The organism is Kurthia sp. 11kri321 (genome assembly GCF_001534765.1).
Lineage (GTDB): Bacteria > Bacillota > Bacilli > Bacillales_A > Planococcaceae > Kurthia > Kurthia gibsonii.
Window position 1 is genome coordinate 1,311,578 of the sequence record NZ_CP013217.1, and the last position, 19,914, is coordinate 1,331,491.

General features: G+C 35.1%; 20 protein-coding genes, 1 pseudogene, 1 riboswitch and 1 other annotated feature. Of the genes and pseudogenes, 18 read left to right on the forward strand and 3 right to left on the reverse strand.

Annotated features, from left to right (window positions below; all coding sequences use genetic code 11):
* Positions 1–56: 56 nt before the first annotated feature.
* Positions 57–190: riboswitch (FMN riboswitch) on the forward strand.
* Between the two features lie 126 nt (positions 191–316).
* The 4 genes and pseudogenes from ribE (at position 317) to ASO14_RS06770 (ending at position 3,625) form a co-directional block, all read left to right on the forward strand.
* The gene (gene ribE / locus ASO14_RS06755; protein WP_231726987.1) at positions 317–949 is read left to right on the forward strand and encodes a riboflavin synthase; all 633 of its coding nucleotides are present in this window, start codon (positions 317–319) and stop codon (positions 947–949) included.
* Between the two features lie 11 nt (positions 950–960).
* Positions 961–1,545: pseudogene (gene ribB, locus ASO14_RS06760) on the forward strand (3,4-dihydroxy-2-butanone-4-phosphate synthase); the annotation flags it as partial.
* Between the two features lie 29 nt (positions 1,546–1,574).
* Positions 1,575–2,042: a 6,7-dimethyl-8-ribityllumazine synthase gene (ribH, locus tag ASO14_RS06765; protein WP_068453222.1), complete on the forward strand. Its 468-nt coding sequence runs from the start codon at positions 1,575–1,577 to the stop codon at positions 2,040–2,042.
* Positions 2,043–2,245: 203 nt separating this feature from the next.
* On the forward strand, positions 2,246–3,625 hold the full coding sequence (locus ASO14_RS06770) for an SH3 domain-containing protein (protein WP_165442631.1): 1,380 nt from the start codon (positions 2,246–2,248) through the stop codon (positions 3,623–3,625).
* Between the two features lie 425 nt (positions 3,626–4,050).
* On the opposite strand, the gene ASO14_RS06775 is transcribed toward ASO14_RS06770, so the two are convergent.
* Positions 4,051–5,595 (reverse strand): solute symporter family protein, encoded by a 1,545-nt coding sequence (locus ASO14_RS06775; RefSeq protein ID WP_068453226.1) that lies wholly within the window; start codon positions 5,593–5,595, stop codon positions 4,051–4,053.
* On the reverse strand, positions 5,596–5,985 hold the full coding sequence (locus ASO14_RS06780) for a DUF485 domain-containing protein (RefSeq protein ID WP_231726988.1): 390 nt from the start codon (positions 5,983–5,985) through the stop codon (positions 5,596–5,598). It abuts the gene before it with no gap.
* Positions 5,986–6,453: 468 nt separating this feature from the next.
* Positions 6,454–6,668 (forward strand) — a binding site (T-box leader).
* Positions 6,669–6,710: 42 nt separating this feature from the next.
* Between ASO14_RS06780 and proB the strand changes: the two genes are divergently transcribed.
* From proB to ASO14_RS06830, 10 genes are all read left to right on the forward strand, one after another.
* Positions 6,711–7,811 (forward strand): glutamate 5-kinase, encoded by a 1,101-nt coding sequence (gene proB, locus ASO14_RS06785; RefSeq protein WP_068453228.1) that lies wholly within the window; start codon positions 6,711–6,713, stop codon positions 7,809–7,811.
* A gap of 1 nt (position 7,812) precedes the next feature.
* Positions 7,813–9,060: a glutamate-5-semialdehyde dehydrogenase gene (locus ASO14_RS06790; protein WP_068453230.1), complete on the forward strand. Its 1,248-nt coding sequence runs from the start codon at positions 7,813–7,815 to the stop codon at positions 9,058–9,060.
* 107 nt (positions 9,061–9,167) lie between these two features.
* Positions 9,168–9,614, forward strand: a complete 447-nt coding sequence (locus ASO14_RS06795) for an SRPBCC family protein (RefSeq protein ID WP_068453232.1) — start codon at positions 9,168–9,170, stop codon at positions 9,612–9,614.
* A gap of 117 nt (positions 9,615–9,731) precedes the next feature.
* A complete protein-coding gene (locus ASO14_RS06800; protein WP_068453234.1) occupies positions 9,732–10,253 on the forward strand; it encodes a tubby C-terminal domain-like protein in 522 nt (173 codons plus the stop codon).
* A 115-nt stretch (positions 10,254–10,368) separates the two neighbouring features.
* Positions 10,369–10,851, forward strand: coding sequence for a hypothetical protein (locus tag ASO14_RS06805; protein WP_131004894.1), 483 nt, complete (start codon positions 10,369–10,371; stop codon positions 10,849–10,851).
* Positions 10,852–11,021: 170 nt separating this feature from the next.
* Positions 11,022–11,429 (forward strand): hypothetical protein, encoded by a 408-nt coding sequence (locus ASO14_RS06810; protein WP_409136110.1) that lies wholly within the window; start codon positions 11,022–11,024, stop codon positions 11,427–11,429.
* Positions 11,429–11,650, forward strand: a complete 222-nt coding sequence (locus tag ASO14_RS06815; RefSeq protein ID WP_068453238.1) for a hypothetical protein — start codon at positions 11,429–11,431, stop codon at positions 11,648–11,650. Before ASO14_RS06810 ends, ASO14_RS06815 begins: the two co-directional genes overlap by 1 nt.
* Before the next feature lie 143 nt (positions 11,651–11,793).
* Complete coding sequence (locus ASO14_RS06820) at positions 11,794–13,482, forward strand: methyl-accepting chemotaxis protein (RefSeq protein WP_068453240.1); 1,689 nt, start codon at positions 11,794–11,796, stop codon at positions 13,480–13,482.
* Positions 13,483–13,588: 106 nt separating this feature from the next.
* The gene (locus ASO14_RS06825) at positions 13,589–14,431 is read left to right on the forward strand and encodes a Cof-type HAD-IIB family hydrolase (RefSeq protein ID WP_068453242.1); all 843 of its coding nucleotides are present in this window, start codon (positions 13,589–13,591) and stop codon (positions 14,429–14,431) included.
* Positions 14,412–15,263, forward strand: a complete 852-nt coding sequence (locus ASO14_RS06830; RefSeq protein WP_068453244.1) for a hypothetical protein — start codon at positions 14,412–14,414, stop codon at positions 15,261–15,263. The genes ASO14_RS06825 and ASO14_RS06830 overlap by 20 nt, the downstream gene beginning before the upstream one ends.
* 13 nt (positions 15,264–15,276) lie before the next feature.
* Here the strand turns inward: ASO14_RS06830 and ASO14_RS06835 are convergent, their stop codons facing one another.
* A complete protein-coding gene (locus ASO14_RS06835; RefSeq protein WP_068453246.1) occupies positions 15,277–16,080 on the reverse strand; it encodes an enoyl-CoA hydratase/isomerase family protein in 804 nt (267 codons plus the stop codon).
* A 593-nt stretch (positions 16,081–16,673) separates the two neighbouring features.
* Here ASO14_RS06835 and ASO14_RS06840 point away from each other — a divergent pair.
* The 4 genes from ASO14_RS06840 to ASO14_RS06855 all read left to right on the forward strand — a co-directional run bounded on the left by ASO14_RS06840 (position 16,674) and on the right by ASO14_RS06855 (position 19,801).
* Positions 16,674–17,456, forward strand: coding sequence for an alpha/beta hydrolase (locus ASO14_RS06840; protein WP_068453247.1), 783 nt, complete (start codon positions 16,674–16,676; stop codon positions 17,454–17,456).
* Between the two features lie 194 nt (positions 17,457–17,650).
* Complete coding sequence (locus tag ASO14_RS06845; RefSeq protein WP_068453249.1) at positions 17,651–17,992, forward strand: zinc ribbon domain-containing protein YjdM; 342 nt, start codon at positions 17,651–17,653, stop codon at positions 17,990–17,992.
* The gene (locus ASO14_RS06850; protein WP_068453251.1) at positions 17,989–18,300 is read left to right on the forward strand and encodes a DUF3784 domain-containing protein; all 312 of its coding nucleotides are present in this window, start codon (positions 17,989–17,991) and stop codon (positions 18,298–18,300) included. Before ASO14_RS06845 ends, ASO14_RS06850 begins: the two co-directional genes overlap by 4 nt.
* Before the next feature lie 160 nt (positions 18,301–18,460).
* On the forward strand, positions 18,461–19,801 hold the full coding sequence (locus ASO14_RS06855; protein ID WP_068453253.1) for a sodium-dependent transporter: 1,341 nt from the start codon (positions 18,461–18,463) through the stop codon (positions 19,799–19,801).
* The last annotated feature ends 113 nt before the right edge of the window (positions 19,802–19,914 follow it).

The following is a 19,914-nucleotide window of genomic DNA, read 5'->3' on the forward strand; positions in this document are numbered from 1 at the left end:
TACCTTTTTTCAGCGACCTCATGTAAATGAAGGTCTTTTTTGTTGTATCAAACTGAATAATCCTTCGGGGTCGGGTGAAATTCCCAATCGACGGTGATGCGTGTTAGAGCGATAAGTCCGTGAGCTTTTCGGAGCAGGAGCTGGTGAGAATCCAGAACCGACAGTACAGTCTGGATGGGAGAAGGATGTGTGAACAAAACTTGTTAAAAAGACGTATGTCAACAGGTTTATTTAGACATGAATTTTAATCATTCTTCCATAAAACTACCCTGAATTGTTTCATCAATCGAGGGTAGTTTTTTATTTTGGGAAAGGAGTGGTTCGTATATTTACAGGGATTGTAGAAGAAGTTGCGACAATTCAATCGATTCGACAAGCGAATGAAAATATGGTGTTGCAAATTCAAGCAGAAAAAATTTTACAAGATGCGAAACTGGGTGATTCGATTGCAGTAAATGGTGTTTGCTTAACAATTGAAAAATTAGAGCAGTACGCTTTTCATGCGACAGTTATGAAAGAAACCTTTCATACAACAACACTACATCGTCTACAGCTACGTGAAAAAGTGAATGTTGAAAGGACTTTACAGTTGCAAGGACGATTAGGTGGACATATTGTGACAGGACATGTTGAAACAGTCGGGAAAATTCAGAGAATCTTAAAAACATCGAACGAAATTCGCTTAACGATTGAAACAGAACCGAAATTCATCAAACAGATGGTGCCAAGAGGTTCTGTGACATTGGACGGGATTAGCTTAACGATTTTTGCGTTAAACGCGCGGACATTTGAAGTTTCGCTTATTCCGCACACATATGAAACAACGATTTTGCATATGAAAAAAGTACGTGATGTCGTCAATATCGAAACGGATTACATCGGAAAATATGTACAAAGCCAAATGGCGACAATTTTAACAGAAGATTTTTTACGAAAAAATGGATTTTGAGGTGAAAGAACATGCAAGAAATAGAAGAAGCACTTCGTGTTTTACGAGCTGGTGGCATGATTATCGTGACTGATTCTGAAACACGTGAAAATGAAGGGGATCTCGTTGCATTAGCAGAAACGATTACACCTGAACAAGTAACATTCATGGCAATTGAGGGGCGTGGATTAATTTGTACACCTATTTCTGAAGAAATGGCGACACGCTTAGCATTAGCGCCGATGACAGAAGATAATACGGATAATCATGGAACAGCCTTTACAATTTCGATTGACCATATCGATACGACAACAGGTATCAGTGCTTATGATCGTGCATTAACCATTCAAGCTTTAACAAGTGAACAAACCGTAGCACAAGATTTTCGTCGTCCAGGACATGTGTTTCCGCTTATTGCAAAAGCTGGTGGTGTATTAGAACGTGATGGGCATACGGAAGCAGGAGTGGATTTGGCAAAGTTATGCGATAAAAAAGAAGCAGCAGTAATTTGTGAAATTATGGGTGATGATGGACATATGCTGACAGGTGAAAAGTTGACCGCATTTGCTAAAAAACACGTATTACCTATCATTTCAATCGAAGCATTAAAACAATATATTGAACAAACAAAAGGAGCGTATTCAAAATGAACATGATCGAAACAACATTAATCGGAAAAGACTTAAAAGTTGGGATTGTATTAGGAAGATTCAACGAATTCATCACAAATCGTTTATTAGAAGGAGCAGTAGATGGTTTAAAAAGACATGGTGTAGCAGAAGAAAATATTGACGTCGTAAAAGTACCAGGTGCTTTTGAAATTCCATATATGGCAAAACAATTAACAGGTTATAAAAAATATGACGCAATTATTGGGCTTGGAACGGTTATTCGTGGTGCAACAACTCATTATGATTATGTGTGTAATGAAGCGGCAAAAGGAATTGCTTCAGTATCACTTGAAACGAATGTGCCAATTATTTTTGGCGTTGTCACAACGGAGTCAATTGAACAAGCTGTAGAACGTGCAGGAACAAAAGCAGGGAACAAAGGTTATGATTCGGCTGTAGCAGCAATCGAGATGGCAAACCTTCATCGTCTATTAGAAAAATAGACTAGTGTAGATGACCTAGTATGTTTTATGCCAATAGATTGCTAGTTTCAAATCGTATAAAATGACTTGAAACCTATACTCATATAATAAACCTATATCTTTAGTTCGAAAGTCGTTGTTTTGTATAGTCAGCCTATTGAATGACAGTTATAATACTCATTTGGAAAGAGTATCCATGTTTTCAATATAGGAGGGACTATAGGGTGAGAAGAACAATAATGATTGGCGCAACGCTTATGTTAGCAATTGGAATAGGTCAAACGCCAACGATTGAAGCATCAGCAGCTACACAAATAAAGTATGTGAGTATAACAAATGGTAGCAATCTAAATGTTCGAAAAAGTGCGTCAACAAAAGCAACAACATTGGGGAAATTGCAAAACAATACGAAAGTAACCGTCATTTCAACCAAAAATGGCTGGTCAAAAATTAAGTATAAAAAAGGTTATGGTTATGTAGCAAGTAGTTACTTAACAAGTAAAAAGCCTACTTTAAAACCATCTTCAACTGTAACGTATTATGTCAGTACACCAGGTATTGATTTGAATGTTCGAAAAAGTCCATCAAGTCAATCACAAAAGCTTGGTACAATTAAAAATAAAAGTAAAATAGATGTCGTAAGCTATGGAAAAGAATGGTCGAAAATTCGTTATAAAACAGGGTATGCCTATGTGGCAACCATGTATTTAACGAAAAATAAGCCAGCACTTCAACCGTCCACAACAACGGTCTATTATGTGAAGACAAATGGTGTTGCATTAAATGTTCGAAAAAGTGCCTCTAGTACATCGACAAAATTAGGTTCTTTAAAAGACCAAACAAAAGTTGATGTCGTAAGTTACGGAAAAGAATGGTCAAAAATTCGTTATCAGTCAGGTTATGGCTACGTAGCAAGTTCGTATTTAACAAAGCAAAAGCCTGTGAGCGAATCATTTCAACAAATGACAGGAACGTACTATGCGAACCCAGGTTTAACAACAAATTTGAACGTTCGTACAGCACCATCCACAACTGCAAAAAAAATAGGTGAAATCAAGCAAAATACGAAACTACATGTTTTAGCGCAGTCAGATGCTTGGGCGAAAATTAATTATAATGGTAAGACAGCTTATGTTAGTAAAGATTATGTATCAAAAGAAGTAAAAACGAACTTTTTACGTAATCAAAATCGTTCATATGAAGTATATGATGTGGAAGAAAACGGAACGATTGAAACGATTTATCAAAAGCAGGAAAAAGGAATTGTTAAGTGGGGAAATGTGAATCGAGGTTTTACACATACCGAAACAGCGACTTCTAAAAGTTATACATTCTTTAATTATCATACAGGATACGGATTTGCAATCAACACACCAATCTTTAAAGGTGCAACATCTGGTAGCCTGACAAAAGGTTATAGTAAGATTACATCAGTTAGTTATACAATGACCGTAAAAGCAGGCACATTTAAACAAGTAGTTGTTCAAAAGTTCTATAATTCAAAAGGAACCAATACAAAAATTGTCTATTATGCACCGAATGCAGGTGTGATTAAAGCAGTTGAAAATGGTCACACAACATTTGAATTAGTCGATGTAGATTAAATTGAATGATCTCGTATGATTTCTGAAAATCATGCGAGATTTTTTGTATGCAAAGTACTTATATATTAAATTCTATTTAAAATAAATCTCTCTAGTCTATATATAAATAAAATAAAAAAAGTTGACAAGAGGCTGAAAACATGAGATGATATAAATCTTGATAAAAAGCTAGTTGAAGAAATTGGCAGTTCACAATTGTTTTTGAAGATACTTATTCACACTGGCGTGACTATGGGGTCACAAGGACGTAAAAGAAGGTAGGGTTTACGTTGCTTAGGTTAGAGAATAACAGTGTAATTTTTACCGCGGCAAGTAAATAAAGAGAGTAGTACATTCCCCGGAAGATCGGGTTGAGATAACATACAATTAGCAATATCATGAAAAAAGAGGGGTATAACCAACTATGGTTATACCCCTCGTCCAATTTAATGGGAAACATCTGAAACATTAATGCCTGTGCTTGATTTTACTTGAATTTCTTCATATATTTCTAAGTCTACTTTACGACTTGATAATTTAGAGCCGAGATAGCCTGCTAAGAAACCAAGTGGAACAGTGACAATTGCAGGGTTTGTCAATGGGAATAAAGGTGTTCCAACAAAAATAGCATTTCCTGTAGGACTCCAGATATTCGGACCAATTGCACCTAAAATGATACAAGAAATTAAGCCTGTAGCTGTCGCTGCGATTGCACCTGTTGATGTGAAGTTCTTCCAATAGATTGTATATAAAATAACTGGAAGGTTTGCGGATGCTGCGATACAGAACGCAAATGATACTAAGAATGAAACGTTTAATGATTGTGCACCTAATGCAAGAAGAATTGATAATACTGCAATTGAGATTGAACCAATACGAGCAGCTAATACTTGTTGTTTTTCAGTTAAAACGCCTTTTTTAATGATTTCACCATAGATATCGTGAGAAATAGCCGAAGCACCTGTTAATACAAGACCAGAAACAACTGCTAAAATCGTTGCGAATGCTACTGCACAAATAAATGATAGTAAAACATTACCACCTAAGAATTCAGCTAATAATGGAGCGGCTGTATTACCTGCTGCGTTTGCTGCAATAATTTCTTTGATTCCAACGAATGCTGCAGCACCGAAACCTAAGAAGATTGTTAGAGTAAAGAAGATTGCTGTAATCCATGTAGCCCATGAAATCGATGTACGTGCTGTTTGTGCGTCTTTTACAGTGAAGAAACGCATTAAGATATGTGGAAGACCACCTGTACCTAAAACAAGCGCGATTAACACAGAAATTGAATCAAAACCATTTGTATATTTTAAGCCAGGTACCAAGAAACTGTCGCCATAGCTTGTAGCTGTTGCCATCTTGTCAAACATCGTGACAATGCTGAAGTCGAATTGACGTAATACTAAAAACGACATTAAAGCTGTACCGAATAATAGTAAACAAGCTTTAATAATTTGTACCCATGAAGTCGCTGTCATACCACCGAATAATACATAAACCGTCATCATCGTACCAACGATTAAAACAGCAATCCAATAATCAATACCGAATAATAATTGAATAAGTGCACCTGCGCCAACTAACTGTGCAATCATATAAAGAATAACAATTGTAATCGTACTAATTGCAGCCATTGCGCGTACTTTCTTTTCATTAAAACGAGCTGTAATCATATCAGCTAATGTATATTTACCTAAATTTCTAAGTGGCTCTGCAATCATGTAAAGTACAACTAAGTTTGCTACTACATAACCAACTGAGAAGAAGAAACCATCAAAACCTGATAATGCGATTGCACCCGATACACCTAAAAATGCAGCGGCTGATAAGTAGTCACCTGAAATCGCCAAACCATTTTGCCAACCTGTTAAGCCACCACCAGCTGTATAGAAATCTTTTGCATTTGATGTCTTTTTAGCGGCAATATATGTAACTAATAAAGTTAGACCTACAATTCCTAAAAAGAAACTAATCGTTACAATATTCATTTAAAAACCCCCGTCTTTCAACTTTTCAACTAATGCCTTCATTTCACGATCAAATCGTGTTGCCCCTTTAATGTAAAAGCTACATAAAACAATCGTCATAACAAATAACGATAGAGCATATACCCAAACCCATGTAATCTCTCCATACATTTTCTGATGTAGTACAGTTGTGAATGAAGTTAGAATTGGTAAGGAAATATATAATGCTAGGAAAATAAAAGTTGTTGAAAATAGAAATGTTCTTCTTTTTTTAACGAGTGCTTTAAATTCTTGATTTTGCCCAATTCCTTTCAAAACTTTCTTTTGTGTCATTTCTTGTTCTGTTTTTTGCTCGATAATTTTATCGGAAACAGAACTCCCCTTTGTTGGCAGATCGATTTTTGTCGTCATGCCAAACCACCTCCGATGTTGCAAATTTCTACCTTATTCAGAAAAATTCTCGTTCGTTCACAAGGCATGAAACTATTGTATTAAGGCAGAGAGAGAAAATCAACAACATTTTTTCGGAAAATTCTAAACGGAATTTTTAAAATTTGTAAAAATAAATATATTCTGACTTACATGAAAAAAATTCCTTTTAAATTAAAAAGTAGCAAAAAACCGAATTCAAAAGAAATTGAGCGTAAATAACTAAAAAAATCACTTTAAAAACAAAATAATAATTTAAAAGAGAAAAAAATCGAACGAAAAAGAAATCTCTATTATTATTTTAAGATAATTAAATTGTATAAAAATTTTCAAAAAATTGTTGTATAACAAAACAGGGTTTTTGATGTAAAAGACAATATTTTTCTGTTTTCAACATATAATACAGAATATATTGACAAAAAAGTTCTTATCGGGAATAATGAATTTAATATATTAGCGTACGGAAGAATAGTATGTGTGTGACTGTTTGAAAGAGAGATTTCCTCACCGGCTGAAAGGGAAATTCAAATAAGGCATGCGGAACCTACTTCCTAGCTCCTATGAAAACATAGGCGCATACTCCAGCGTTAACGGAATCGAGCGGAACAAAGTATGACTTTGTTCAATTAAGGTGGTACCGCGAATGAGCCCTTTTCGTCCTTAAAATATTGGATGATAAGGGCTTTTTTATATGGAGGAATACAAATATGTACCAAAATCGAATTGTTGTAAAAATCGGAAGTAGTAGTTTGACGAATAGTAAAGGTGAAGTAGATTACGAAAAGCTACAAGAACATGTAGCAGCGATTGCCGCTTTAAAACAAAAACACTATGATGTTGTACTCGTTTCATCAGGGGCCGTCGCTTGTGGATTCCGTCAACTAGGTTACACACAACGACCAATTACTGTAAAAGGAAAGCAAGCAGCTGCTGCAGTTGGTCAAAGTTTACTGATTCAAGCCTATACAAAAGCACTTGCACAGTACGGTTATGTAGGGGCACAAATCTTATTGACACGCGCTGACTTTCAGTCGAAACATCGTTATCAAAATGCGCATGAAACAATTGAGGAACTATTAGAACGAAATGTTTTGCCAATTATCAATGAAAATGACACCGTATCATTACAAGAATTAACGTTTGGTGACAATGATTTATTATCAGCACTTGTAAGTGGTTTAGTTCATGCGGAGCAGCTCATTATTTTAACAGATATTAATGGTTTATATACAGCAAATCCTAAGAAGGATGCTACAGCAAAACGTTTTGATTATTTAACAGAAATTACAGATGAGTTACTTGGATATGCAACATCAGAAGGTTCAAATGTAGGCACAGGTGGCATGCAATCTAAATTACAAGCAGCTAAAACCGCTTACGACTTAGGTGTCAATGTGTTCATCGGTAAAGGGGAAGGTTCAGAAAAGCTCATCGAAATTATAGAAAAGCGTGGAGACGGTACGTATATTGAGCGACAAGTTCCGCAATCATTATCTTCTAAAAAGCAATGGATTTCACTTTTTTCTCAAACACAGGGAGCGATTTATATTGATGAAGGTGCAGAAAAAGCGATTTTAGAAAATGGGAAGAGTTTATTACCAGCAGGTGTATATCTGGTTACAGGCAACTTTGAAGCAGGTGATGTAGTCGATGTCTTCAGAGAACGTGATTTAATTGGTAAGGGTGAAGTTTTATATAGCGCGGAAGAGTTGATGCAAGCTATGGGAAAAAGAACAGACGAATTAGCACATGATCATGTAGTGATTCATCGTGATCGCTTTGTAGCAGTAGTAAAGGAGGAAATTTAAGATGTCAGAGGTAATTGAAAAAGGAAAACGTGCAAAAGTAGCGAGCTTTACGATGATGGAGCGTACAACAGAAGAAAAAAACGCTGCATTATGTGCGATTGCAGCACAATTATTACAAGATGAGGCACATATTTTACAAGAAAACGAGCGCGATCTAATAGAAGGAAAAGAAAAAGGGATTGATTCGGCTGTCCTAGATCGTATTATGTTAAATCACGACCGTCTCGTTGCTATTCATGATGCTTTATTACAAGTAGTAGAATTACAAGATCCGATTGGTGAAATACTTGAGGTGATTGATAAAGAAAATGGATTACATATCGAAAAACGTCGTGTACCTTTAGGGGTTATCGGTATGATTTATGAAGCGCGTCCTAATGTAACAGTGGATGCCGCAGCCTTAACATTGAAAACAGGAAATGCAGTCATCTTACGAGGAAGTTCAAGCGCAAAATATTCAAATCAAGTATTAGTAGAAAGTATTCACCGCGCTTTAGAAAAAACAACGATTCCACAAGATGCAGTCTTATTAATAGAAGATACAAGTCGTCAAACAGCGAGTGAACTTTTTACAATGAAAGAATATTTAGATGTTTTAATTCCACGTGGTAGTAAAGCGTTAATTGATACAGTTGTAGCGAATTCAACTGTTCCTGTATTAGAAACAGGCGCAGGGAACTGCCATATTTATATTGATGAAGTTGCAAATCCACAGATGGCTACACAGATTGTACTTAACGCAAAAACACAGCGTACATCGGTATGTAATGCGGCAGAAAGTTTATTAATTCACCGAAAATATGTAGAAATACATGGTGAAGAATTAATTCAGGCATTGCTGGATGCAGATGTTACATTATACGGTGATGAAGCAATTTGTAACATGGATTCACGTATTTATTCTGCCACAGATGAAGATTATGCCACTGAATATTTAGCAATGTCACTAAGTATAAAAACAGTAGACTCGGTAGATGAGGCTATTCAGCACATTCAAAAGTATGGAACAAAGCATTCAGAAGCTATTGTTACGGAATTACAAGATAATGCAAAGAGATTTCAACAGTTAGTGGATGCTGCAGCTGTTTACCATAATGCCTCGACACGTTTTACAGATGGTTTTGAGTTTGGCTACGGGGCTGAAATTGGTATTAGTACACAAAAGTTACACGCAAGAGGACCTATGGGGCTACCAGCTCTAACTTCTGAGAAATATTATATAGATGGAGCAGGGCAAATTCGTCAATAATTCAAACAAATATGCCCATCGTTTGTAATTTTAAGCAAGCTTGTTATAATAAAGTGAACACTAGCATAGCTAGATTTATTCGTAAAGATAGGAAAGTAGGGATTTAGATGGCAACAGCAACACACACAACAACTGTAAAAGCAGGACAACAACAAGTATGGGCATTTGTAAGTGATATGGAGAAGTGGGCAAAGTTAGTGCCTGGCTACCGCAATCACGAAATGATCAATGAAAAGCAGTCGAAATGGATTTTCGCTGGGAATGTAGGCGTGTTAAAAAAATCAGTTGAAGTGCAAATAGATATTACAAACTGGGAAGAACCATCTAAAATTTCATTTGATTTAACAGGTCTAACAGATAAATTTACAGGTTCAGGCTACTTTACAGCAAAAGAAATCGATGCACAAAATACAGAGATGTCAGGATTTTTAGAAATTAAAGCAGGTGGTATTGTAGCACCTGTGTTAAATCCAATTTTTTCAGCTGTATTACCAAAAGCAACATCAATGCTAACAGAACGCGTAGCTAATAAAATTCAATCTGAAGCAAAATAATTCATACACCATAAATTGAGAACTGCACCTTTTAATGACGGGTGCAGTTTTTAGTTTGATTTCTCTATTTAATTCCCGTATGGTAAAGGAATGAACAGTGAAATAAGGAGCAGATTTATGCAAGCATACTATTATGAAATTCCAGCACATTTACAACATACAGAAAAAGAAGCAATTATTTGTGACGAACAACAAGTCGGAACGATTCAACGTGTTTATTCAAATGGTTTAAAAAAAGTAATTGATCGCATGTTTGATCAAAAATATTTTGTTCAAATTGACACAAAAATTGAAGGTTTTGCACCTGTAACATGTAAAAAAATTCAACGTAAAGGTAAAATTTATTACGATGCCATCGAGGAAGGGCAACCACTTTATCGAATTGCTTATATCGGTTGGAAAGAGTTGATTCCAGATTTGATGATTTCAAATAAAAAAGAACAGATGACACTAGAGATGAATCGAGAAGACTGGTCACCATTTCTTTATGATGAAAAAACAATTGCCCGTTGGCGCGCAGATTATATAGAAGAAAAAGATACATTCCGAATTACGTTTGAGATGTTAGAAGACAGCCCATTCCAAAACCCAGCACTCTTTTTAGCGATTGCACAAGCCGCACTCTTTATCGGCGCTTAATTATGGCAAAAACATGAATTTTTCATGTTTCTAACGAAAAAAGTGGTTTTCTATCATGCAAGATTCTGTAAGCTAGTCTATAATGAAGGGGTATTCTGAAATTAAGGGTTAGGAAGTGTTGGTCATTAAAAAGTTAATCCCATTCGCTATTATTATTTTACTCGTATTAAGCGTTCTATATGTGATTTTCTCTGGGAAATCAGAAAAAACAATGGAAGTACCAAGCGGTAAAGAATTCATTTCTGTACAGGTTCAAACCATTGAAAACAATAAAGAAGTGAAGTCAAAAACAGTTACATTAACAGACAAAGAAAAAATGGATGAGATTTTACGTGCAGTAGACGGTTTAAAAACAAAACAAAGTACAATTACGAATACAGAAAAAGAAATCAAAGACGTTGATTCGTATTTCTTCTACTTTGAAAACAAAAAAGAACGTGATCCACGTAAACCATTCCCTTATAGCTTCTTTATTACAGAAAAAGGCTACATTTACTACACGCATAATGCAATCAATAGTCTAGATACACCACAACGTACAGTTGAAGCGCATCCAGATGTATTGAAAAAGCTAAAAGAAATTACAGGTGTACAATAAACTTTAACGATAAAAGAGTTTCAGCACATAAAATGCTGAGACTCTTTTTAGTATTTATAAGAAAAAGTTGGAAAGTAGCTTTCATGTTTAATAGAAGGAAAATAGAGTAAGGGTAGCATGTAAAAGCTGTTCTATGCTATGCTATGAATGGTTTTAAGGGGGGAAATGAATTGAAAATAATGAGAGAATTAATTGCCTATATTTTAGTTCTTGTATTACTATGTATGGATTTCTTTAGTAATTGGCATATTTGGACGGTTGTTCCAAAAACAGTGATGATTATTGTGTTTATTATTGGAATTATCATCTGTTTCACACCGACAAAGAAATTAAATTTAGAACAAAACTTTTGGTTACAAGTACGTGTTATTGCAGCCATTCTTATTTTAATTTTTGTCTTACCGTTATTTGGAGGACATTCAGAGCTTGGCTTATCCGTAACACAACCATTCTTTATTATTATTTTAGCGTTAAGTGCGCTTCAACTTCGTATGCAGTGGAAACGTGTACAACAAGAAAAAGCAAAGGAAGAAGAATTAAAAAAGCAACAAGAAAAGTTGAAGGGGAAGCGTAAATAATGCATGTATATGTAGTCGATTTTGCTTGGCATGGTAATCAAACACTCTTTATCGAACTAAAAGGCACAGATTATAACCGAAAATTTGAAGGAATGGTTCGTGTTGTAGATGGAATCATTTATGGGGATTTAGTCCATCCTACGAAAAGTACTTTATCAAAAGAAGCGATTACATACATAAAAAATTATGTAAGCGAGCAAATTTCAGCGAAAAAATTTTAATCTTAAAAAAAGTAGGAATTTATTTCCTGCTTTTTTATTTTTAAATCTCTAAAAATAGGTATAAATAACCATGCGAAAAGTCTTGTTGCCATGTAATATAAGTTTTATCAACAAATATTTTATATGCAGATGGGGGAAAAAAATTGTCTATACAAAAAAAATTAAGTTTAGGCTATATTACATTGTTGGTTTTAATGATTATTATGATGGTATTTACATATAATCGATTAGATGCAATTGAAAAAAGTTTTGAAGATGAAGTACAAGGAAGCTTTGATAATATTAGCTTAGTAACTGATGTAAAATATTTGATTGCGATGCAAGGAGTTCAACTTCGTGATTATGTTCTGACAAAGTCAGATACAGCGAAAATTTCTTTAGAGAGTGTACGTGATGAAACGACAGCTCAAGTACAAAAATTACAAAAAATCACAAAAGATGATTCAGATATTAAGAAAAGTGTAGAGTCGATTACAGCACGTGATCAAGAATTTAATGATGTAAGTGTTAATTTAATTAAAGCAGTAGACGATAATTCAGATGAATCAGCTATTTTTGCTGAATTAAATAAAGCAAAATCGATTAATGTTAGTGTTATGGAATCAGTTAAACAAATTGAGAAAAAAGAGCGTGCAACATTAGAACATGCAAAATCAGATTTGCAACGTACAGCGATAATTTCAAAAATATTATCAGTTATTGTTGGGATTTTAAGTGCAATTATAGCTATTTTCTTTGTTCTTTATATTAAACGCTCAGTCGTAAAACCAATTTTAAGAACTGTTCAAAATGTGAAAGTATTAGCTACTGGTAATTATGCAGAGCCAGATTTAAAAGTAAATACAAAAGATGAAATTCAAGAATTAGCAGATTCAATTAATGAAATGAAACATAATACAAAAAATTTAGTACAAGGTATTTCGGATAATGCCGCGCAATTAAGTGCTTCAATTGAAGAATTATCTGCAAGTACACATGAAGTTTCAAAAGCAGCAGAAGAAGTAAGTTCACAAGTAGAACTAACAGCATCTGCAGCAACAGACTCAGCAGCAAATGCGCAAGATAGTGCAGAAGCAATGCAGGAGACAGCGGTCGGCGTACAGCGTATTGCGCAGTCATCTCAACAATTATTTGACCATGCAAAAGAAGCAAATGCTTTAGCGATTAACGGAGCAGATATTTTAAAAGTAGCTAAAAACCAGATGGATACAATTGCAAGTTCTACAAATCAAACGAATGAATTAATTCATCGTTTAGCAGAACAGACAAGTCAAATCCAAAGCATGTCAAAAGTTATTACAGATATTACAGAACAAACGAATCTACTTGCACTCAATGCCGCGATTGAAGCAGCTCGTGCTGGTGAACATGGCAAAGGGTTTGCAGTAGTGGCAGAAGAAGTGCGTAAACTAGCAGAAGAATCGAAAAGATCGGCAAGTCAGATTGTTCAATTAACTGCGACAATACAAGAAGATACAGAAGTAGTAGCAGAGTCTGTACAAACAGGATTAAAGAATGTAAAAGAAGGTGTTTACATTATTGAGAATGCAAGTACAGCATTTGGCAGTATTGAACAAAGCGTAGGTCAAATGACGACGCAATTAGAAGATGTGACAGCAACGTCAGAGGAATTATCTGCTGGAACAGAAGAAGTAACAGCTTCTGTATCTGAAATTGCTTCACATGCAAGTGGTGCGGTAACAGCAACAGCAAGTATTACAGCAGCAGCAGAAGAACAAACTGCCACACTACAAGAAATTAATAGCGTTGTAGCAGAAATTTCTTCACAAGCGATTGAATTGCATGAATTAACACAATCGTTTAAAGTATAGAAATAACGATTAGTAAAGAAGGAGAAGGGGTTGCTTAGAGGGCAATTCCTTCTTTTCAATTAGAAGTTTAAATAGATATGATAAAATAGAGTATGAGGTGAATTCAATGGATATTCGCTTAATTGCCATTGACTTAGATGGAACATTATTAAATTCTGAATTGCAAATTACACATCACACAATTGACGTATTAAACCGCGTACCGTCCAATGTGGAAGTGGTTATTTGTACAGGAAGGACGATTGCAGAATTACCAGAAGAACTACAATATATACCGAATATACGTTATATCATTACATCGAATGGTGCAGCAGTTTGGAACCGTCAAACAAAAGAAAAGCTATCTGAATGTGCGCTTACATCAACAGAAGCTATTACCTTAATGAAAGGTTTTCAACAATTTGACGTACGTATGGAAGTTTTTATGCTAGGAAGAATCTTAGTAGAACCTTATTATTATGAACATTTTGAAGCATATGGTGGTAGTCAGCATACAGACTTTTTAAAAAAGACCCGTACACCAAAAGAAAATGTTTTACAATACGTAGAAGAATTATGCGAACCTGTTGAAAAATTTAATTTATTTTTTAAACATGAACATGAACGTTATACAGCAATTCAACAATGTATTGAAGCAGGATATCAAGTGACAACTTCTTTTGCGCATAATGTAGAGGTAAATGCAATGTGTGCAAGTAAGGGGCGCGCACTACAAACACTTGCGGAAATACTAGGTATTCATCAGCAGTATGTTGCAGCAATTGGTGATCAAATTAATGATTTATCGATGCTTGACTATGCAAATTATCCGATTGCGATGGGGAATGCAGTAGATGAGGTTAAGCGTGTTGCCGTAGTTGAAACATTAACAAATAGAGAAGACGGTGTAGCCGCTGCAATAGAGCAGTATATTATTAAAGGGGAAAAAAATGAACATTTATTCTTTTAGTGGACCAAGTGGCACAGGAAAAAGTTCCTTTGCACTTGAGTTAGCACATCAATTAGAGGTAGATGCAATTATTGATGATGGTTTATTCATTATGAATGGTTGTCGAAAAGCAGGAACCTCAGCGAAGTTTGAAAAAAGTGCATTTAAAGCAGTGAAACGTGCGATTTTCTCCGATGATGCACATGTAGAAGAAGTGCGAGTAGCTTTACAGGAAGTACAACCAGAAAAACTCATGATTATTGGCACATCGGATCGTATGACAATCAGAATTGCAGAGCGTTTAGGCGTAGGGGAGATTGAACACTTCTATCATATCGACGAATACCGTACATCGAAACAAATGAAAATGGCGAAGTTTATACGAAAAACAGAAGGAAAGCATATTATGCCTGTTCCGTTCGTTGAAGTGCAACAAAATTTCTTTAAACGGTTAGTGATGAAAGGGTTTGAAATTTTCTCAACGAAAAAAGAAAAAATCGGTGAAACAACGATTGTTCAGCCTGATTTTCATGAAGATTTACTGGTTTATAAAACAAAAGACTTTACACAATGCATACGTCAAGTATGTGAAGATTCTCCATATATTATGGATGTAACAAAATTACAATTCACGCTATATCCACTACCAATTGCGAAATTAGTACTTGTTTATTCAAGTAATGAGACAGAGCGTATGGATGAAAAATTATACATGTTACAACAGCAAATTAATCAAGCTTTTGACGAACAATTTGAAATTGAGTTTGACACGATTGATCTTCAAGTCGAGCATTTAGCTTCGCAAAAAAAGCCATTAAAAATAAAAAAACAAGCTGCAGTAGTTGAACACTAGAGCAGCTTGTTTTTTATTGTTCTTCTATTTTACGTGTAAATCTAGCAGGACGTTTTTCGACAAAAGCACGTACACCCTCTGGGAAGTCATGTGAATCAACAAATGGTGTTGAGCCTGTCCATAGACTTGGAGCAGAATCCACACACTCTTGTACCGATTGTTTGACTGCAAGTAGAGAAGCTGGAGACATAGAAGCAACGAGCTTCCCAATTCGAATCGCATAACGGTCTAAATCTTTTTCCGCCACTAAATAATTAAGTAAACCAAGTCGATCGGCTTCTTCTGCTTTAAGCATACGCCCTGTATACACTAAATCTTTCGTCATAGATGGTCCAATTAATTGAACAAGTCGTTGTGCAAACTGATTATTCAATGTAATACCTAACTTCCCAACAGGAATACCTAACTTAGCTTGATCGCTACCGATACGTAAATCACATGCAAGTGCTAATTCAAGTCCAGCACCCATTGCAGGTCCATTGATAACCGCAATTGTTGGAATGGCTAATCGCTCGATTGTTGAAATCGTTTTTTCCATGTGAACAAAAGCTTGTTCAGCTTCTTCTAAAGAGATGGAATTGAACTCTTTAATATCCGATCCAGCTGTAAATTGATTCCCTGATCCACGAATTAATAATACTTTATTCTTTGGATTTTTAAGTACTTGTAGCGCAATTAAACGTAGCTCATTCCACATATTTGCGGTTAATGCATTTTTAGCTTGTGGTCGATGGATTGTAATAATCGCGAGTCCTGCCGTTTCTTGATAAACAATTTTTGCATCTTCTTTTTCTAATCTTGTTGTTGAAACTTTCATGTTGTACTCCCCCTTTGTGTATCCAATATAACTATTATAGTACAGATTTTACTTTTAGAGAACTGATCTATAAAAACGATGCATGAAAAGATCTATGATAAATCTTAATAGGGGCTATAAAAAATGTTCGTGTATCATTTAGGAAAGCAAAGGAAGCTCATACACGCTTACCTTTTTCGTGAAAATTTATTTTTTAGAATAAAAATAGGTGTTATGATAGAAAAATACTAAAAAAAGAGGTATTTATGAGTCTTATATACGCTAAATCAACATTTGAAAGTAACAACTTATCAATATGTTAGAGGTTTTAGTTCAAAAAATAATGAAAAATAAGTGAAAATAGTAGACAAAATTTAAAGTGTGTGAAAATATTCACGAACGTTGATATAACAGGATTTCTCGAGATTTCAAGACATCATACCTATTACAAAAATGCATAGAAAATAATAAGCTAATATACTGTACATTATGGAAATGTGGTGTTAGAGTATATGTAAGTTAAAAATGTGAACAAAATTTGAGCGAACAATAAAATTAATAAATTTTTAAAAAAAGTGATTTGTTCAAATTAAGAAAAAAAGGAGCCACATAAAATGAAATTACTTGCACCAAAGCCATTTACAATTGAAGGCGGAAAAAGAGCAGTCCTCCTACTTCACGGGTTTACTGGTAGTACGAAGGATGTAAAAAAATTAGGACAATTTTTAAATAAAAAGGGATATACATGTCACGCACCAATGTATCGTGGTCACGGAGTTAGCCCTGAAGAAATTCTTCGTTACGGCGCAAAATATTGGTGGGAAGACGTAACAAGCGGCTACCATCATTTAAAAAGCTTAGGCTATGAAGAAATCGCAGTAGTCGGCATTTCATTAGGTGGCGTGTTTACATTAAAAGTGGGCGCGGAATTCCCTGTTAAAGGTGTTGTATCAATGTGTGCACCAATTAAACGTCGTTCAAGTGACGGTTTATTCGAGCGTTTATACAAATACGCTGAAGTGTATAAAAAATTCGAAGGCAAAGACGAAGAAACAATTGCTAAAGAATTAAAAGAGTTAGAAAACATGGATCGCCACGCAATTATGGAAATTCAAAAAATGATTGAACATACAAGCGATGAAATCGGTGAAATCGACACACCAACACTTGTATTACAAGGTAAACTAGATGATGCACTATACCAAGAATCAGCACCATTCATTTTTGATACAGTAGATACAACAGAAAAAGAAATCATTTGGTATCCAAACTCAGGTCACATTATCACTCTTGGTCAAGAACGCGAACAAGTATATCAAGATACATTAGAATTCTTAGATCAATTAGATTGGCAAGCATCAGCAGAAGCAACAAACTCATCTGTACAAGCACTATAGTACATAGTCAGTCATCAGAAGATTTGTTGAGAGAATAAGCTGAATTATATTTGTAATATAAAAGTGAGACATATTGTATGTCTCGCTTTTTTTATGTAAAATAGGGCGAATTTCTGACGAAAATAGCATAATTGACCTAATTAACTAAAAAATCCTTTATAATAAAAGAGAAGAAAAAAGAAAGGGTGAGGAATTTGGCAAATATCCCAAATTGTCCACAATGTCAGTCAGAGTATGCATATGAAGATGGAAATCTTTTCGTCTGCCCAGAGTGTGCGCATGAATGGACAGCTGAATCACAAAAAGAAGCAGAAGAGTCTGCGAAAACACGCGATGTCAACGGAAATGAACTACAAGACGGTGACATGGTAACAATTATAAAAGATTTAAAAGTTAAAGGTGGTTCAGGACCTTTAAAAGTTGGCACAAAAGCGAAAATTCGTTTAGTTGATGGTCCAAATGGTCATAACTTAGAAAGTAAATTTGATGGTATTGGTACACTTTATATTAAGTCTGAATATGTGAAAAAAATATGATTGTACTTTTCCTTGTTATTCTTTTATTTCTAGGATTAACGATTGTTTTTGCTCTTGGAAAAGGTGAGATGCTCATTGCAGGCTATAATACAGCTTCAAAAGAAGAAAAGGAAAAAGTGAATACTGTACGCATGTGCAAAGACTTTTCGAAAATGACAGGTGCGATTACACTATCCCTTGTCCTCTTTCTTCCGGGCGCATTATGGAATCAAGAGATCTACTTTATTTTAGGAACAGCTGGCATTATTTTAGCGACAATCATTGGATTAATTTATATGAATACAGGTAATCGCTACGAGCGAACATAATAAGGAATTGTAGAGAGGTTAGGGAATGAACTAGCCTCTTTTTTCTTTGTGTTGAAACGGTAATGAATTTATTTTTTTAACATGATAAAATAATAAGGAGAAGTTTTAAACTCGCAATCCTTTGTATTGCTGAGCTGAGTAGAGTAATGGAGGCATTTGAATGAATGAGAGAAAAGGACAGTGGTCAACAAAGTTAGGCTTTATACTGTCATCAGCAGGAGCTGCGATTGGTTTAGGCGCAATTTGGAAACTACCTTATGTAACAGGGACGAGTGGAGGAGGAGCATTCTTCTTACTGTTTGTCTTGTTTACACTGGCGATTGGTTTACCGATGTTAATTGCGGAATTTATTATTGGACGTGGTACACAGAAAGAAGCAGTATCAGCATATAAAAAGCTGGCACCGCGAACAGCATGGACATGGATTGGGCGATTAGGCGTCGTTGGTTGTTTCTTGCTTTTATCCTTCTATAGCGTCATTGGTGGTTGGATTGCCGTTTATACAGGAAAAGCATTAGTCGGTCAAATCATCACGCCATCTTTAGATGCAAGTGCTTTATTTGGAGAAGTAACGGGTTCACCGATGATGACAATTATCGGATTAATTATTTTTACATTGTTTAATGTACTTGTAGTAGGATTAGGGATTCAAAATGGTATTGAAAAAGCAAATAAAGTAATGATGCCATTACTATTTATTTTCTTTGTTATTTTAGTCGTACGTGCACTGACATTACCAGGTGCGGTGGAAGGGGTATCCTTCTTCTTAAAGCCTGATTTTTCAGCGATTACATTCCAGTCAGTTTTATATGCATTAGGACAAGCTTTCTTTGCATTAGCAGTTGGATTTTCATGTATGGTGACATATAGTTCGTATTTAAAAAAGAATGAAAGTCTACCTTATGCAGCAGGTTCAGTTGTATTAATGAATATTTTCGTATCTTTATTAGCAGGTCTTGCAATTTTCCCAGTTGTGTTTTCTTTTGGATTAAAAGCATCTGAAGGCCCAGGACTATTATTTGTTGTATTACCAACTGTTTTTCAACAGTTACCATTTGGTGAGCTATTCTTTGCACTATTTTTATTATTATTCTTGTTTGCGACATTAACATCATCGTTTAGTTTATATGAAATTATTGTTGCAGCTCTGCAAGAAAAGTATCCGAATGCACGCAAGAAAATTACATGGTTTTTAGGTGTTATTGTAATTGTAGCGGCAATTCCAGCTGCTTTATCATCAAGCAAATTAGCTGATTTTCATGTTTTTGGTAAAACAGTCTTTGATGCCACTGACTTTTTAGTGAGTAATGTATTATTACCATTAGGAAATCTCTGTATCGCACTATTTATCATGTATAAAGTAGACAAGAACTTTACAAAACGTGAATTTTTAGCAAGTAGTCAACTATCGACAGGTTGGTATACATTATGGCGCACACTGATGTATACAGTTGTACCAATTGTGATTATCATCGTCATGTTTTTCTTAATCAAATCATAATGAAACAGGTTGGACAAAACATTTTAATTCCCTTTTTAACATTTGCAACGAAAAACTGGAATCGTGCCACAGCGCGATTCCAGTTTTTTTATGCTCATTAAGGAATTAGATTA